Raw genomic sequence first — 15427 nt, 5'->3', positions numbered from 1 at the left:
CGGCAGAGAGCTGTCAGGTGGACCGGCGCAGGCTGTCGGCCATTTTCTCGCCAATCATGATCGAGGTGAGATTGGTGTTTGCCTGGCAATCGAGCGGCATGATCGACGCATCGATAACCCGCAGTCCTTCCAAACCGTAGACCCGGCATTCCGGATCGACCACGGCCTCGCCGGGCCTTCCCATGCAACAGCCTCCGATCCCATGCTGCGCATCGGAAGACTGCGCCAGCAGGAAATTGTCGACCTCCTCGTCGCTTGCCGTTTCGAGCCATGACAAAGGCAGATCGGAATCCCCCAGCAGGACGCGCTCGGCGATCGCCTGGATCGGCGCCTGCCGGGCAATCTCGCCGAGGTGGCGATAGGCGATACGCATGCGCTGAAGATCCATTGGATCGTCCAGCATGTTTTCTTCCACGATCGGCTGGTCGAAGGGATTGGCGGAACGCAGTTGCACGGTGCCCCGGCTCTTGGCCTCCATCAGGATCAGATTGACCATGGCCTCGCCGAACTGGGCGCTGTCGGACTCCACGCCGATACCGCCATGGTTCATGGCGACGTAGAGAATGTCGTCGCGCTCAGCGCCCGGCACGCCCGAACTCATCCGCACACAGCAGTTGGTATGCCGCGCGTCGACATCGGTCGCCTTGAATTCCGGCTTCAGCTTCAGTTCGATGCGGCAATAAGGATGGTCGAAAAAACCTTCGCCGACCGGCAGGTCGGCAAGCACCTCGATGTCCTTTCGATTCAAGAGAGCCGCCGGACCGATGCCCGAGCGCTGCAGGATGACCGGAGAGTGGATGGCGCCGGCCGAGAGGACGATCAGCGGCGCCTCGAATTTGCGAACCTGACCGGCCACGATGGCCAAAACGCCGATCGCTTTCCTGCCATCGAAAAGCACCTTGTCCACTGTCGCCTGCCCGATGATGGTGAGGTTCGGCCGGTCGCGGGCCGCTTCCAGATAGCCGTCATTGACCGACACGCGCTTGCCGGCTCGACTGTTGATGGGATAGGTGCAAGCCCCTTCGGCATCCGGAGCATTGAGATCGTCATGCCAAGGATGGCCGAGAGCCATCGCGCTTTGGCGCATGGCCTTGTCGACGCTTCCCCAGCTTTCGACAGGCGCGCGGTAGATCGGAATCGGGCCGCCGCTGCCGTGAAAATTGGCCGCGATCGGGTCGTCCTCCAGGCGGCAGAAGAAGGGCAGCACATCCGCTCCCGACCAGCCCTTGCATCCGATTTCCTCCCAGCGGTCGAATGCATGGAGCACGCCGCGAATGGCAATCTGCCCATTGACGGCCGTCGAACCGCCAAGCCCCTTGCCGCGCCAGTAGACCCGATGCTCCTGCCGCTTCGTGCGGCGAGCCATCAGGTCGGGATACATGTATTGCTGCTGAAAATGATCGGGAAGCAGCAGGTTGAAGGGATTTGGGCTCGTCATCTCGGCAGGTTGCTCGCCGCTCCGGTAGTCCGGCCCCGCTTCCAGCAAAAGCACGTTCGTGGCTGCATCCTCGGTTAGCCGGGCGGCAAGAACAGCCCCGGCTGCGCCGGCTCCGACAACGATGACATCAAAGGGCATGCCGCACTCCCTACATCCGATCAATGCACGGCTGACTCGCCCGCGACATCATGTTGATTTCATTTGTGCACGATCATCTGCTGGCATTCAGGCTCAGCGATGTACGCCGGAACCAACCACCTTAGCCGCGTTGCACGACTGCAAGATCATCATGATTTGTTTTATATGTAAATATGATTTTGTATATGAACCCATCGGAAGGGTTTCTTTTCACCATCTGCTCCATATCGCGCGAAGAACCCCGGTGCTCTCCGTCCCCTGCCGGCGGTTCTCACACCGTCATCATCCATCGCCTTTTGACAGCGATCGGTTTTCGACAAAAGCGGTGTTTGGCGTGCTGCCCTTCCGAGTCGCGCCCAGGGAACAACTGCTTCCATGGAAAGTTAGTCCATGGCTACACCGCCGGTGAGCTTTCACGACAATCCAGGGAGACAAATCATGGCGACTGCAAAAAGAGCGACGACAAAGGGACTGGAGGCTTTGTTCCTCGATGGGCTGAAGGACATTTACTACGCTGAAAAGAAGATACTCAAAGCCTTGCCGAAGATGGCAAAGGGCGCCGAATCCGAGGAGGTGGCCGCGGCCTTTGAGAAACATCGCATGGAAACCGAAGGCCAGGTCGATCGGCTCGAGCAAGTGTTCGAACTTATGGACAAACCGGCCCGCGGCAAGACCTGTCCGGCGATCGACGGCATTCTTGAGGAAGGGTCGGAAATTCTCGACGAATACAAGGGTGACCCGGCGCTGGATGCAGGGCTGGTCGGCGCGGCACAGGCCGTCGAGCATTATGAAATCGCGCGCTATGGCACGTTGGTCGCGTGGGCTGAACAGCTTGGCAAGAGCGACGTGGTCAAGCTCCTCAACGAGACATTGAAAGAGGAGGTCGCGACGGACGAAGCGCTTTCCGGGCTGGGCGAAGGCGGTGTCAATGAGCGCGCCCTGGAGCAAGCTGCCTGACTGGTTGTGCCCGGCGCCAAAGCCGCCGGGGCGACTTCGCGACCCGGCCTCTTCGTCGGTACCCCTTCAGATGCAATCAGACCCACCCCGATACTTCGGGGTGGGTCTGCTGAAATCAACCGCGATCAGCGGTTCTTGTGGCTTTGTTCGCCAGCTTTCACGTGCTGTTCGTGGGTTCCACCACGCATGCCGGATCCATCGCCCTGCTGCCGTTGACCACCACCAGCGGCCTGCTGTTGCTGACGGTTTTTATTGTCGGCGTTCTTGTGGCTCTGCTGGCCTGCCTTCACATGCTGTTCGTGACTACCACCTTGATTGGGCATTCTTCTTCTCCTTCAAAATCCACGAGGCGACAACCGCCTCGATTGCCTAAGAAGAGTCAGGCGCGAACGTTCCCTCACGTAACATTTTGTGAAGACCACAAAGCCCGCGGCGTTCGAAGGCGCCTGAGATGGCTGTCGGATTTATTTCTTGGCGTTGGCAACGAGTTCATCTTGGCCGTGACCGACGTTGCCGGCGGGTCTCATGCCTGTGCCCACCCAGGAGGAAAATGCATGTCATTCCGATCCGAGAGATTTACAACCGCTTTGACGTATAGCGAGGATGATAGAGCGCGGGCCGCCGCAGCGCTCTATCAATACAACATCGCACAGACCGGGATCGACGACCGAGCTGTCATCGGAGCGGAGCTTTGCGACCACTCAGGAAAAGTCTGGGGCGGGCTTTGGGGCAGAACGGAGCTCGGGCTCCTGTTTCTCGACATGTTCTTCCTGCCTGAGCAGTTGCGTGGCCAATCCTTTGGCTCACAACTTCTCAGGACTGTCGAGGAAGAAGCCATCCGGCGTGGCTGTAAGAAGGCCGTCGTGGAGACGAGCAGTTTCCAGGCACCGGTATTCTACATGCGCCATGGTTTCGAGGAATTTGGCAAAGTCGAATTCGGGATCCCTGGACATGCCCGCATCTTCCTTCGGAAAGATCTGCTGTGAAATTGATCGCGAACCTGCCGTCATGGCCTCAATCGCGAGGCAGCGACGGGTCGGTTCATTTTCCCGCAGCGAGCAGTGACTGTTCATATGATCTGCCAAGGCTGATCCAACGCCAATTTGCGACGCCATGCTCCACAGCCAAATTCTTGAGCGCCACAGCCTCGTGTGAACCGACTCAGGCCGTGGGTGTTGCTGCTTGGAACAAATCGGCGGCGGCAGAAGTTTGGCGTGCGCTACGAGGACCGCATGGCGAGCAAATCGACCGTGGTAGGCCGCTCCGGCGCACGCAAGCTTTGCTCTCGCCGCGCTCACAAGTGCAAGTCTGCCAGGGCGTGGTTGAAAGGGAGAAATCATGGCCAAGGTTTCAAGTCCGACCCCTGCCGCGGCCAGAGGCGAAGTTCAGGCAGGAGCGACGCAGGACAAGACGCCGGGGTTCGATCCCGCCATTGCCCCGCTTGAGACAGACGCAGAGGCCGCGGACACACAAAATCCGGTCGCTGGGACAAGTCCGCCGCGCAATCGTCCAGAATTCGAAAACGATGCCAGCTTTGCCAACGCCATGCGCCCGGTCGAAGGCGAGCCGGAACTGCGGCCTGGCGCCAACTGGCCGGTTTTGGTGATTGCAGCTGTCGTTTTGATAGCAGCCGTGGTTTTCCTGGCGGCAAGCATGCTGCGCTGAGAACGATCCCGACGATGCAGCACCCCACGGCCTATTCATGGAGGTCTGGTGCGCCCTTCATGCCTGAGAGTTCGGTCATTGGGCACAGCAGCCGCGGTCGCGCGGGATCGGAGATGTCGAGCTTGTCCCAAGGGATGCGGTATAGACCGTCGCGGCGGCGCAATCGGAAAAGATCCAGCACCGCCACGCCTATGGCCGAGGCCGAAAGACGCTCGAAAGCAGCGTAGACCCCGACATGGAATTCGGTGACGAGGAAATCGTCACCGTCCCGTTCGGCGTGGATCTCCTCGATATAACCGACATTCTTGCCGCGCTGCGAGAGTACTCGTCGCCCTGCCAGATGCTCGAGATTGACCGTGGTCATTATCAAGCTCCCGGAATGCGCCCGATGACATGGTCGCGCAACCAGTCCTGCCAGGCGAAGATCGACGTTTCTCGCACATCGATGTCGAACTCGACATCGATGCCGATATCTTTCACCTTGTGCCAGGCGATCCGATGGGGTTCGCCATGCTGCTTGCCACCCAGCTTGACCGCGAGCCGCGCCATCCAGCGCCCAGGCCGTGCGCCGAGGCGACGTGCCAGGGTGATGGAGCCGAGCTCGATGGCAATGATCCGAGGCGGCTTGCCAGGCCGCAACTCCGCCACCAGCCCGTCGACCTTGCCGATCTTGATCTGCTCGCGGTCGACCACCTGCTTGTCGAGGAGATCACGCAGCAACTTCATCATGTGCCCCCGAATATCTGCAGCGGGATGGTCACCACCGCCAGTACGAAGCCAAGCGCGATGATGAAGATGACGGCGGCATTCGACAAAAAGCCATTGCGATGCTCGCCGACATAACGTTTGTCGTTCAGCAGAAACAGGAAAGGAACGACCGTCAGCGGCAGGCTGGCTGCCGTCAGCGCCATGGAAAAGATGGTGAGCCTCAGCGGATCGAGACCAAGCGCGATGGGAATAGCCGCCAAAAGCAATGATATCGTGTAGGTGGCGCTGAAACCCGGATCGTCGCGCGGCTTGCGATCCTCGCCCCAATTCCAGCCGAAACCCTGGGCCACAAGATAGGCCTGTTGCAACCCGACCTCTAGTGCGGCGCCGAAGCAGGCAATGGCGAGGGAGGCAACAAACAGCACGAAGCCCCAGAAGCCGAATATGGATATCAGCATCAACGGCAATTGGTGATAGTCGTCCACCTGGGTGACGCCATGCGTGGCGAGCACGAGAGCGGCCACGATCAACACGCCGATCGAGATGGTCCCCCCGAAAGTCATGCCCAACCCCGCTATGGCCCGATTGGCTCCGAGATAGCTTTTGTCCCACCTGTCCTCGATGGCCCCCGAGGAATAGAACATGAAGAGGTAGGGCGATATCGAGGCGCCGAGAATGCTCACCGCCATGAACCAGTAATTGGCGGCATCGTGGACCGGCAGCGAAGGCACGGCGCCCCTTGCGACTGCCGTCCAATCGGGTCTCAGCATCACCGCTCCGACGACGAAACACAGCGTCACCAGACCGAGAATAGATACGCCCTTCTCGATGAAGCCGAAGGTGCCTTTCCAAAGCAGCAGCCACGCCAGCAAAGCCACCGGCAGTGCCCACCACTGGAAGCCTATGCCGGTGGCAAATTCGAGCGCAATGGCGACGCCGCCGATCTCGGCGGACAGCACCAGGAAATTGACCAGCAGGGCGGCCAGCAACGGCCATAGAAAGACGTTGAAGCCGAATCTCTCGCGGATGCCGTCGGAGATCGTGTGATGGCTCACGGCCGCGAACCGGCCGGACATTTCGACAAGGAAGATGATGCAGATGGTGCCTAGCACCACCGCCCAGATCAACTGGAAGCCAAACATCGCGCCTGCCTGCGCCGCCGTCGCCATGGACCCAACTTCGAGGAAGCCGCCGACGCTGGTGACGACGCCGAGGGATATTTCCATGAGCTTCTTCATGGCTTCGGCGCGAAATACTTGGCGTAGGCGGTAGCGAGCGAACGCGACGCCAGCCGTAGATCCTGTTGCGCGTCTTGGACTTCCGGCCGGTCGCCCGCCTGCAATCCGGCCTCTGCACGCGCCACCGCGACCGACAAATCGTAGACTGCCTTTGTCAGTGAAGCTTGCTCGGCGGGTTCACTGGTTTGCGCGGACCGGATTTGCGCCCCGGCGTCGGTAAGCGTCTCGCCGATCGATTGCAGCGTACCCACCGTGTATGCGGTCGGCGCCGCCCCTGCCGCCCAGGCGTCCAGCGCCATCAACACGGTCTGCGATGCGGAGGCCGCTGTTCGTGATTGCTGCTCGATCTGATCGGAAGATGAGCATGCCGACAACATCAGCAACAGCAAGCACAGGCAGTCGTGCCTGAGATAGCGGCGTCTAACGATCAAATCAGGCGTTTGGTGCGCCACCGAATAGTCTCCCCCGACCCAACAAAACCGTGGCCGGCGTAAATCTGATCTAGAGCACTCGTCGGGTCCGTCAACGACCGCGCCCGCCGATCCGGAGCACGAGGCGGCGAGCCAGGTCCCGATCGGTTTCAATTGCCGCATCAGCGTAAGCTGAAGGTCAGGCGGGGCGATCCCCGTTCGGCGCGTCTTGGATTCTGTATTCGTGAATGAGGCCGAGAACCTGAGTTCTGACTGTATCGCGCGCGTCGGGCTGGATGAAAAACATCAGCCGTTCGACCGCTTCCACGACTGCTTCCGGCAGATCCGAAACCGCATCGGTGAATTCGCTGCCATGCTCGTACATATTGTCCGTCAGCTTCTTGTCGAGGTCGGAAAGGATGCCCATCATCCACACTCCAGATCGGTGCTGTATTGAACTCAGTTCGGCAGGGTCACCGCGAGGTCGCCCTCTCCTGTTGCTGCCGGCCGTCGATCACTGTTGCCCCGGCATTTCCGTGTTTTCCCTGGGATTTTTCTGGACGCCCGCAGCCGGGGCGGTGTCCGCCGGGGCATTGCCGCCCTGGTTCTGCTCCGGCGCACGTTTCAGCGGGGAGGTCTGCCAGCCCATGTCAACGTAGAAAAAGCCGACGATGAAACCGACAATGATGACCGCCGCTATCACCAGCGAGATTATTGCGTTGCGTCGCTCCATAGGCCTAGTCGCCACTTGGCTTTGGAGATGCGGGCTGCGTTGGCTGCGTACCTTGCTGGTCGCCGCCGGTGCTGGTCTGCGGCGTCGGGTTGGTGTCCGTCGTGGGATTCTTGTCCACCGGCTGGCTGTTCGTAGTGTCCGTCTTGGACTTGGCTGGATCGGCATTGTCGTTGCACCCCGCCAAGGCGAGGAATGCAGCCGACACCAAAAGGACTGCCCTCATGCTGATTTCTCCTGGCTGAGTTCGGGCGAAGCCGCCTGCCAATGACCTATTCGGTCGAACCGCACCGAGAGCCCCTGTTTGACCGCGCTTCTAGCCAGCAAATGGTCCAGTTCGGCGTCTTCGATCGGACTTCGTACGACTTGGCGAATGGCCTTGCAGGCAAGTTCCGTCGAGACGAAATCATATCTCCTGCTCCTGGCGACAACATATTGTTCGACCAGCATTTTCACGCGCCTGAGCGCGATTTCTTCGGCGTATTGCATTTTATTCCTCCTGCGCCCCGAACTGCCGAACGGGTTTGTTGTTCCAAAAACATGATTGTCGAGGTGATTAGATGCTCGCGCTTTCCGATAGAAAGCGCGAGCGGATCAGGCTGAGGGGACCCGATCGTGCAGCATCAAACAAGGGGAGCAACGATGCTGCATGATATCGAACTCGCCCAGACCTGAGTTGTTCCACCTCTCCACGCCGCGTGTTCATTGAACTCAAGAACAAATCGTTGTCACGGCCCGCATACGGCCGCGCATCAACCCGCACGGAACAATCAGCTCCGACAGTGGTTCGGCCGAAGCGAAGTTCGGAGGACGTGATGACGAATGAAAAGTTGGCCGTGGTGACGGGCGCCTCGAGCGGCATTGGGAAGGAACTTGCCAAACTGTGCGCAAAGGACGGCTACCATCTGATCATAGCCGCCGACGAACCTGCGATCCGGCAGGCCGCCGAGGCGCTCGGTTCGCATGGTGTGACTGTCGAAACCATCGAGGCCGATCTGGCGACCGAGGAAGGTGTCGATCGTTTGATCGCCGGGATCGGCGATCGCGATGTCGACCTGTTGTTCCTGAATGCCGGACGTGGGCTCGGCCGTGGTTTCGTCGATCAGGATTGGAAAAAAGTCCGCCGCATCATCGACACCAACATCACCGGTACCGTCTATCTCGCGCATCAACTCGGAGCCAGGATGGCACGCCGCGGCCGAGGCCGCATCCTCTTCACAGGATCGATCGCTGGTTTCATGCCGGGCACTTTCCAGGCGGTCTACAACGGCACCAAGGCTTTCATCGATTCCTTCTCGATCGCACTGCGTCATGAATTGCAGGACACAGGAGTCACAGTCACCGTGCTGATGCCCGGGGCAACGCAGACGCGGTTCTTCGAACGCGCCGAAATGATGGATACCAAGGTCGGCACCGATGAGAAGGACAATCCCGCCGATGTGGCCGAGGCCGGCTACGAGGCGATGATGGACGGTGAGGAACAAGTCATCAGCGGCTGGAAGAACAAGCTGCAGGTCGCCGCGGCGCATGTGACGCCGGCAGGCACGCTGGCCGAACAGCACCGCAAGATGGCCGAGCCGGGTTCTGCCTCCAAAGGCTGACGTTCGGCCTTCACGCCAAACCAAAATGTCGGGCAGACTCTTCTGCCGACCTTCTTCCAAGGCAGGAGCACCATCATGAAAGCGCTCACGTGGCACGGCAAAGGCGACATTCGATGCGACCAGGTGGCTGATCCCGCCATCGAGGATGATCGTGACGTCATCATCAAAGTCACCTGTTGCGCCATATGCGGCTCGGACTTGCATCTGATGAACGGATATATGCCGACGATGGAGTCGGGCGATGTGCTCGGACACGAGACGATGGGCGAGGTCGTGGAAGTCGGCAGCGGCCATTCGAAGTTCAGAAAGGGCGACCGCATCGTGGTGCCTTTCAACATCTCATGCGGCGAATGCTGGTTTTGCCAGAAGGGGCTGTTCTCGCTTTGCGACAGGTCCAATCCCAATGCCAAACAGGCTGCCGAAGTGATGGGACAATCCCCGGCTGGCCTGTTCGGCTATTCGCATCTGGTCGGCGGCTATTGGGGAGGGCAAGCCGAATATCTGCGCGTTCCTTTCGCTGATGTCGGTCCGATAAAGGTGCCCGAGGGAATGGACGATGAACAGGTGCTGTTCCTCTCCGACATCTTCCCAACCGGCTATATGGCGGCTGAAAACGCAGGCATCGAGCCAGGCGACACCGTCGCTATCTGGGGTTGCGGTCCGGTCGGCCAGTTCGCCATCCAGAGCGCATGGATGCTCGGCGCCGGCCGCGTCATTGCCATAGACAAGGTGCCGGAGCGGCTGGCGATGGCTCGCGAGCACGGCAAGGCCGAGACGCTCGACTTCAGCAACTCCGATATCTACGACGCCTTGATGGCGATGACCGATGGCCGCGGTCCGGATCGCTGCATCGACTGTGTCGGTACGGAATCGGATCCCGGCGCCAGTGCCGACTCCATGCTCGACAAGGTCAAGGCTGCCGTCTATCTCGGCACCGATAGGCCGCATGTATTGCGCGAAGCAATTTACTCCTGCCGCAAAGGCGGCACCATCTCGGTGCCCGGCGTCTATATCGGCCTCGTCGATCATATTCCGTTCGGCGCCGCCATGAACAAAGGACTGACCTTCCGGATGGGTCAGACGCACACGCAACGCTATCTCGAACCGCTCCTGGCCATGGTACAGAAGGGCGACATCGATCCCTCCTTCGTGATCACGCACCGGGCAGACCTCGAAGCGGGACCGGACCTCTACAAGACGTTCCGTGACAAGCAGGATGGCTGCATCAAGGTGGTGATGCGACCGCATGGCTGAGATGTCGGCATCTTGCGTGGGGTCCGCCTTGCGCGGATTCCCCACCAAGGATAGCACCGACGCTGCCGAGGAACCTGGAACTTTCGACCGTGGCGGCGGTTGACCCGCAGAATAAACTCAGGGCGACGAGACTGTCGTGCCCGCCCGCTGCGAAGGAGGTTATCGCCATGAGGAATCCCACATCGAAACCCAGCGTCCGGTCGCCAAACGCCGATGCTCTGCCGCACCCGAGACGGGACGCCAGTGATACGGATGCCGGTGCCAAGCCGCTGACGCCGAAAACCGCCGGCACATCCCGGCCATCGGCCCCGCCGCCGGACAATCCGGTTGCCAATCGAAACGCCGGGCGGCCGCGTCAGGCGAGCACCACGCCTAGGCCGACCGACAAGCCCCTGGACTGATCGAAACCGGCCTCTTGAAATCACAGCGAGTGTTTGTCGGGACGAAGCGATGCCAGGTCGGCCAGGGTGTTGAGAAGTGCAGCGTCGCCTGCCGGTTTCGGCACGAATTTGCAGTTTCGGAAGGGTGTGGGAACGTCGCGCGGCCCAAATCCGGTCATGAATGCGAAGGGGATGCCGCGAGCCAGCAATGTTTCGGCCACGGGCAGACTTGTTTCACCGTTCAATTGAATGTCCAGCAGCGCCACGTCGGCTTTGCCTGCATCGATAAGCTGACGAGCCGCGGCGACCGACGAGACCGGGCCGATCACCGGATAACCCGCCGCACGCAGGCGAGACGCGACGTCTTCGGCGATCAGCCATTCGTCCTCGACCACCAGAACGCGCGGCCTGTCGTCGCTCACGGCGCCTCCTTGTGATTTGCCGGAAACGCGATCTGGACGCTGAGGCCGTCCTTGTGGAACGCGGTCTCGACATGGCCGCCGAGCCTGTAACCAATTTCTCCTTGCAACAAGGTCAGGCCAAAGCCGTTGTCCAAGGGCGCCTTGACAAGAGGACCGTCCTTCTCTCGCCAGCCAAATGTGAAACTGTCATCCTCGATCGACCATTGCACACTGACCTTGCCGTCGGTTTTTGACAAAGCGCCATACTTGGCCGCGTTGGTGGCCAGTTCATGAATGGCCATGCTGAGGGAAAGCCCCTGTTGCGGGCCTAATTTCACGTCTGCGCCATCGAGTTCAACCCGCTCGATGCCGAAGGGTTCGAGCTCCTGCTGGAGCAATTCCCTGACCGAGGCTTCCTTCCATCTCTCCCGGGTCAGCAGACCGTAGGCCCGCGACATGGCATGCAGGCGGCCGATCAGCGCATCCGCGAACTCCTCCTTCGTATCAGAACTTTCCCGCGTGCGGCTTGCAATGCTGGCGATCACCGCAAGCATGTTCTTGACCCGGTGGTTGAGTTCCGAGATGAGCACCTGCTGATGCTCTTCTGCCTGTGCCAGCGTGGTAACGTCGACAAGTGTCACCACCACGCCCTGGATCCTGTTGCCCTTGTCCCGATAGGGATTGATGCGGACCATGTGGAACAAGCCCCTGGCATCGCGCGCCAGATGGTGATTCAGGATCTCGCCTGTCTCGAACACCTTGTCGATGTGCTGCTTCAACTCTGGGTAGTCGAGTTGGCTCGACAAATCCGTCAGTGGCCGGCCAACATCGGAGGGGCGCAGGCTGAAGAAGGATGACGCCGCCGGCGTGAAGGTGCGGACCACAAGGCTGCGGTCGAGGAAAATGGTCGCGATGTCAGTGCTTTCGAACAGGTTGCGCAGATCGCCGTTAGCGTGATTGAGCTCTTCTATCTTGGCCGTCAACTCGGCATTGATCGTATTGAGTTCCTCGTTGAGCGACTGCATCTCCTCCTTCGAGGCTTCGAGTTCCTCATTGGTGGATTGCGCCTCCTCATTGACGGAGACGAGTTCCTCGTTCGACGATTTCACCTCCTCCAGCGCGGTCTCGTATTCCTCGATCATCGATTGCAGGCGCTCTCTGGTATCGCGCAGTTCCCGCTCGAGATCGGCGGTGCTGTCACTGTCACGGCTGCCGCCGTCTTCCTCTGAGCGGGCCTGCGTCGGGCCCGACGGCTCGAAAAGGACAAGGTAAAGCGGCTCGCCGTTGCCGCGTTCCGCGAGCGGCTCGATCGTCAGCCTGATCGGCTGGACCCGTTCGTCGTCTTCCTCCACGGTGAGGTTTTCCCGCACCACTGTGCGGCGCGTGGTCGTCGCTTCGCGCAGTGCGGCGCGGAGATCCAGCCGCAGCCCACGCCTTGCCATCGTCAGCAACTGCCGGCTGGGAATCCCTTGTGGCGCTTCGAGATATCTGCCGGTCCTGGCCGAATAATAGACGACATCGCCCTCGGCGTTGACCAGGACATGCGGCGGCGCGAACCGTTCCAGCACCTGCGCCTCCACTGCCTGCCGCAAGGGATAGCCGACAAGTCCCTTCTTCGAGCCGGCGCTTTCGGATGGGAAGACGCTGGAATGACTTTCCCCGATCAAGGCCGGCAGTCTGATGTGCGGTGAGGCATGCTCCCGCGCATGAAAGATGCGATGTTTCTTGTCGACGGTGGCGAACAGATCGTCGTGCTGCCCGACGCTTTCGGAGGTGCCAAGGAAAAGGTAACCGCCGGGCTTCAGCGCATAATGGAAGACAGGGATGACGCGGTTTTGGATGATCGGGCCGAAATAGATCAGCAGATTGCGGCAGGAGACCAAGTCCATGCGCGAGAAGGGTGGATCGCGAATGACGCTGTGCGGCGAGAAGATGCACAGTTCGCGTATCGCATTGCTGATGACATAGCTTTCGCCATCGCCGTTGAAAAACCGCTGTTTGCGTTCGGGAGAAAGACCTTGCAGCAAGGCTTCCGGATAGCGTGCCGCCCGCGCCACCGCCAGCGCCGGCTCGTCGATGTCGGTGGCGAATATCTGGACGCGCGGAACGACCGTAAGCTTCTCCATGTGTTCGCGCAGCAGGATGCCGATGGAGAACACCTCCTCGCCCGTGGCGCACCCGGGAACCCAGACCCTGACGGTGTCGCTGGCGGTCTTGCCTTCGAACAGCTGCGGTATGATCTTTCGCTCGAGCAACTCGAAGGCATCGGGGTCGCGAAAGAAGTTGGTGACATTGATCAGCAGATCGCGAAAAAGGCTCATCACCTCGCGAGCATCCTTCTTCAGCCAGTCTATATAAGCGCTGATGGAATGGACCTGGGCGATCTGCATGCGCCGCTTCACGCGGCGCAGGAATGTCTTGGTCTTGTAGCCCGAGAAGTCGTGGCCGGAGTGGCTGCGCAGAATGGCGTATATCTGTTCTCGCACCTTATCGATGTCGGCCGTATGGTCGCCATCTTCTTCCGCCAGCCCTTCCAGCGGGTCGAAGCCGCGGGCGAAAGCCTCCAGCTTCGCCCCGATCTCCTCGGCGGGCACAGCGACATCGACGAGTCCGCTGGCAATAGCGCTCTGTGGCATGTCGGGATTGCGCGGCCCGTAGCCGTCCGGCGCCTGCGCGACGGTAAACCCGCCCCGCTCCTTGATGGCCTTGGCGCCCAGGGTTCCATCGGAGTCGCCGCCCGACAGGATGACGCCAACGGCGTATTCGCCTTGGTCTTCACCCAATGCGGCGAAGAAGATATCGATGGGCTTGCGCTCCTGGGTAAGCCCATTGGGCCGGCGGAGGTGCAGCACCCCCGATTCAATGGCCAATGTCACGTTTTGCGGCATCACATAGACGTGGTCAGGCTCAACCACCATGCCGTCCTCGATCACAATGACAGGCATGTCGGTGTAGCGGCTGATGACCTCGTGCAACAGGCTTTCGCGCTTGGGGCTGAGATGCGTGATGATGACGAAAGCCATACCAGGCTGACCGGTCACGCCTTTGAACAGACCTTCCATCGCGGGAATGCCGCCCGCGGACGCGCCTATGCCCACGATGGGAAACCTTTTCGGTTGGGCTGTCACGTCATGTCCCCCTTTCGCCGACCCGACCTGAAATCCCCTCAAGGCCGGCGGACAGGACACAACCATATAGCGCGCAAGACGGATGGAACAAGACGTCAGGGATGACGTTGAACCCGATATCAATGGTGGTTCAATGGCAAAACGATCTGCTGACATAAAACTCCCGACGCCGGTGGTATCAGGGGAGCCTGGATCGCTTGGAAGTTCCCATGCTGGGGCCGTCCCTGATCGCATGCTGGCGCTTACGAGACAATTGCAGGCGGCCTTGGACGACAGAATTCGGAAGGCAAATCCGCTCCATTCTAACCCCCGTTCCAAGAAAGGATGACGACGTGCGCGACCTGCGGGGGCTGCATATTCTGATAGTCGAAGACGAATGGGCGATGGCGGGAGATCTTGCGCGGTTTTTCAGCAATATGGGTGCCATCATCCTCGGTCCCGCTGCAACCGTCGAACAGGCATCCAAACACACCGGGACGGCTGAAGCTGCAATCCTCGACGTCAATCTCAATGGCCGACGCGTGTTTCCAATCGCCGATGAGTTGATGCGCCGGGGTGTCCCCTTCGTGTTCTTCAGTGGCGATGACGACATCGCCATTCCCGATCATCTCCGCTACGCCAGCAATTTGCGGAAATCCTCGGGCAGCCAGGCGGTGTTCAACGCGCTCTTTCCCCCGCAGGCATCTGAGCGAGCGGCCCCCGTGCCGGACCCCTCCGACGACGTCTTCGCGCTTTTGCCCAAACTGCGACTTGCGGCGCGCCTTTTGCTGGCAGACGTCGAGGCATCGGATCGGCTCGTCGAGAGGACGCTCGAGCAAGCGATTCGGGATGTCGACCGCAGACAGCTTGGTCAATCCACTGAAAACTGGCTCAACGGCATCATGCAAGAGATGGCGAAAACCCGCGGCGCAAAACTGATGCATTAGTTTGCCTTCCAAGAAAACTTGGCCGTACAGATAGGCCACTTGACCGGCGTCATCAGCCCTTCTGATTGCGCTCGACGAACTTGTTGAAACGGCTGGCTTTCCCCTCACCGGTCTTGGCCTGATACAGAAAGGCCAGATCATTCTCGTCGAATATCCGGAAGAACTCGTCCCATTCGACGGGCTCGAATGCTTCCTCGGGCTCGCCGAAGTCGATCCGCAGGATGCCGCCCTCGCCTTTGGTGCGCACCACTGCCGGCCGGCCATCCCGCTCCTCGGCCCATTTGCGAATTTCGTCGTGGTTGGTGGTCGTTTGCGACTGAGACATTGAAATCTCCTTTGATCATCGGCGTTGCCACATAGGACAGGCGGGCTGTCGGGCGTCCTAACAGCACAAGCACGTCAATGTTCCAGAACCGCGCGGTGATCGCGATGCGCCGGCTCCCAATGGGACCG

Annotated in this window: 18 protein-coding genes; 6 read left to right on the top strand and 12 right to left on the bottom strand. The window is 60.2% G+C overall.

The features are described 5' to 3' along the window. Positions 1 to 13: 13 nt before the first annotated feature. Complete coding sequence (locus NKH06_RS02590; protein WP_352773665.1) at positions 14 to 1576, bottom strand: GMC family oxidoreductase; 1563 nt, start codon at positions 1574 to 1576, stop codon at positions 14 to 16. A gap of 438 nt (positions 1577 to 2014) precedes the next feature. Between NKH06_RS02590 and NKH06_RS02585 the strand changes: the two genes are divergently transcribed. The 3 genes from NKH06_RS02585 to NKH06_RS02575 all read left to right on the top strand — a co-directional run bounded on the left by NKH06_RS02585 (position 2015) and on the right by NKH06_RS02575 (position 4198). Then, positions 2015 to 2533, top strand: a complete 519-nt coding sequence (locus NKH06_RS02585; protein ID WP_013530428.1) for a YciE/YciF ferroxidase family protein — start codon at positions 2015 to 2017, stop codon at positions 2531 to 2533. A gap of 137 nt (positions 2534 to 2670) precedes the next feature. Continuing rightward, positions 2671 to 3519, top strand: coding sequence for a GNAT family N-acetyltransferase (locus NKH06_RS02580; protein ID WP_352773667.1), 849 nt, complete (start codon positions 2671 to 2673; stop codon positions 3517 to 3519). Between the two features lie 352 nt (positions 3520 to 3871). Then, entirely contained in the window at positions 3872 to 4198 is a 327-nt protein-coding gene (locus NKH06_RS02575; RefSeq protein ID WP_023809457.1) for a hypothetical protein, read from the top strand. Positions 4199 to 4229: 31 nt separating this feature from the next. On the opposite strand, the gene NKH06_RS02570 is transcribed toward NKH06_RS02575, so the two are convergent. The 8 genes from NKH06_RS02570 to NKH06_RS02535 form a co-directional block, all read right to left on the bottom strand. Next, positions 4230 to 4562 (bottom strand): hypothetical protein, encoded by a 333-nt coding sequence (locus NKH06_RS02570; RefSeq protein ID WP_352551568.1) that lies wholly within the window; start codon positions 4560 to 4562, stop codon positions 4230 to 4232. Between the two features lie 2 nt (positions 4563 to 4564). After that, positions 4565 to 4924 carry a hypothetical protein gene (locus tag NKH06_RS02565; protein WP_352773670.1) on the bottom strand — a complete coding sequence of 120 codons (360 nt, stop codon included), beginning with the start codon at positions 4922 to 4924 and terminating at the stop codon, positions 4565 to 4567. Then, positions 4924 to 6144 (bottom strand): NRAMP family divalent metal transporter, encoded by a 1221-nt coding sequence (locus NKH06_RS02560; protein WP_023809459.1) that lies wholly within the window; start codon positions 6142 to 6144, stop codon positions 4924 to 4926. The genes NKH06_RS02565 and NKH06_RS02560 overlap by 1 nt, the downstream gene beginning before the upstream one ends. Then, entirely contained in the window at positions 6141 to 6596 is a 456-nt protein-coding gene (locus tag NKH06_RS02555; protein WP_352551570.1) for a hypothetical protein, read from the bottom strand. Before NKH06_RS02555 ends, NKH06_RS02560 begins: the two co-directional genes overlap by 4 nt. Before the next feature lie 157 nt (positions 6597 to 6753). Further along, complete coding sequence (locus NKH06_RS02550; protein ID WP_031212583.1) at positions 6754 to 6984, bottom strand: hypothetical protein; 231 nt, start codon at positions 6982 to 6984, stop codon at positions 6754 to 6756. Between the two features lie 84 nt (positions 6985 to 7068). Beyond that, a complete protein-coding gene (locus NKH06_RS02545) occupies positions 7069 to 7287 on the bottom strand; it encodes a hypothetical protein (RefSeq protein WP_352441966.1) in 219 nt (72 codons plus the stop codon). 4 nt (positions 7288 to 7291) lie between these two features. Further along, on the bottom strand, positions 7292 to 7510 hold the full coding sequence (locus NKH06_RS02540) for a hypothetical protein (RefSeq protein ID WP_352753508.1): 219 nt from the start codon (positions 7508 to 7510) through the stop codon (positions 7292 to 7294). Next, positions 7507 to 7773 carry a hypothetical protein gene (locus tag NKH06_RS02535; protein ID WP_023809464.1) on the bottom strand — a complete coding sequence of 89 codons (267 nt, stop codon included), beginning with the start codon at positions 7771 to 7773 and terminating at the stop codon, positions 7507 to 7509. The genes NKH06_RS02540 and NKH06_RS02535 overlap by 4 nt, the downstream gene beginning before the upstream one ends. Before the next feature lie 326 nt (positions 7774 to 8099). On the opposite strand from NKH06_RS02535, the gene NKH06_RS02530 reads away from it, so the two are divergent. Beyond that, positions 8100 to 8885 carry an SDR family NAD(P)-dependent oxidoreductase gene (locus tag NKH06_RS02530; protein WP_352753506.1) on the top strand — a complete coding sequence of 262 codons (786 nt, stop codon included), beginning with the start codon at positions 8100 to 8102 and terminating at the stop codon, positions 8883 to 8885. 75 nt (positions 8886 to 8960) lie between these two features. Next, positions 8961 to 10139 (top strand): zinc-dependent alcohol dehydrogenase, encoded by a 1179-nt coding sequence (locus NKH06_RS02525; RefSeq protein ID WP_352892119.1) that lies wholly within the window; start codon positions 8961 to 8963, stop codon positions 10137 to 10139. Positions 10140 to 10560: 421 nt separating this feature from the next. Here the strand turns inward: NKH06_RS02525 and NKH06_RS02520 are convergent, their stop codons facing one another. Further along, positions 10561 to 10941, bottom strand: coding sequence for a response regulator (locus NKH06_RS02520; protein ID WP_023809467.1), 381 nt, complete (start codon positions 10939 to 10941; stop codon positions 10561 to 10563). Continuing rightward, positions 10938 to 14048 carry a CheR family methyltransferase gene (locus NKH06_RS02515; RefSeq protein ID WP_352753499.1) on the bottom strand — a complete coding sequence of 1037 codons (3111 nt, stop codon included), beginning with the start codon at positions 14046 to 14048 and terminating at the stop codon, positions 10938 to 10940. The genes NKH06_RS02520 and NKH06_RS02515 overlap by 4 nt, the downstream gene beginning before the upstream one ends. Before the next feature lie 332 nt (positions 14049 to 14380). On the opposite strand from NKH06_RS02515, the gene NKH06_RS02510 reads away from it, so the two are divergent. Next, complete coding sequence (locus tag NKH06_RS02510) at positions 14381 to 14974, top strand: response regulator (RefSeq protein WP_352551574.1); 594 nt, start codon at positions 14381 to 14383, stop codon at positions 14972 to 14974. 52 nt (positions 14975 to 15026) lie between these two features. Here the strand turns inward: NKH06_RS02510 and NKH06_RS02505 are convergent, their stop codons facing one another. Beyond that, complete coding sequence (locus tag NKH06_RS02505; protein ID WP_127255003.1) at positions 15027 to 15299, bottom strand: hypothetical protein; 273 nt, start codon at positions 15297 to 15299, stop codon at positions 15027 to 15029. Between the last annotated feature and the right edge of the window lie 128 nt (positions 15300 to 15427).

The sequence above is a fragment of the Mesorhizobium sp. M1342 genome (genome assembly GCF_040317955.1).
Taxonomy (GTDB): domain Bacteria; phylum Pseudomonadota; class Alphaproteobacteria; order Rhizobiales; family Rhizobiaceae; genus Mesorhizobium.
The sequence above is the reverse complement of the archived record's forward strand: the minus strand, read 5'-3'. Positions and strand labels throughout refer to the sequence as shown.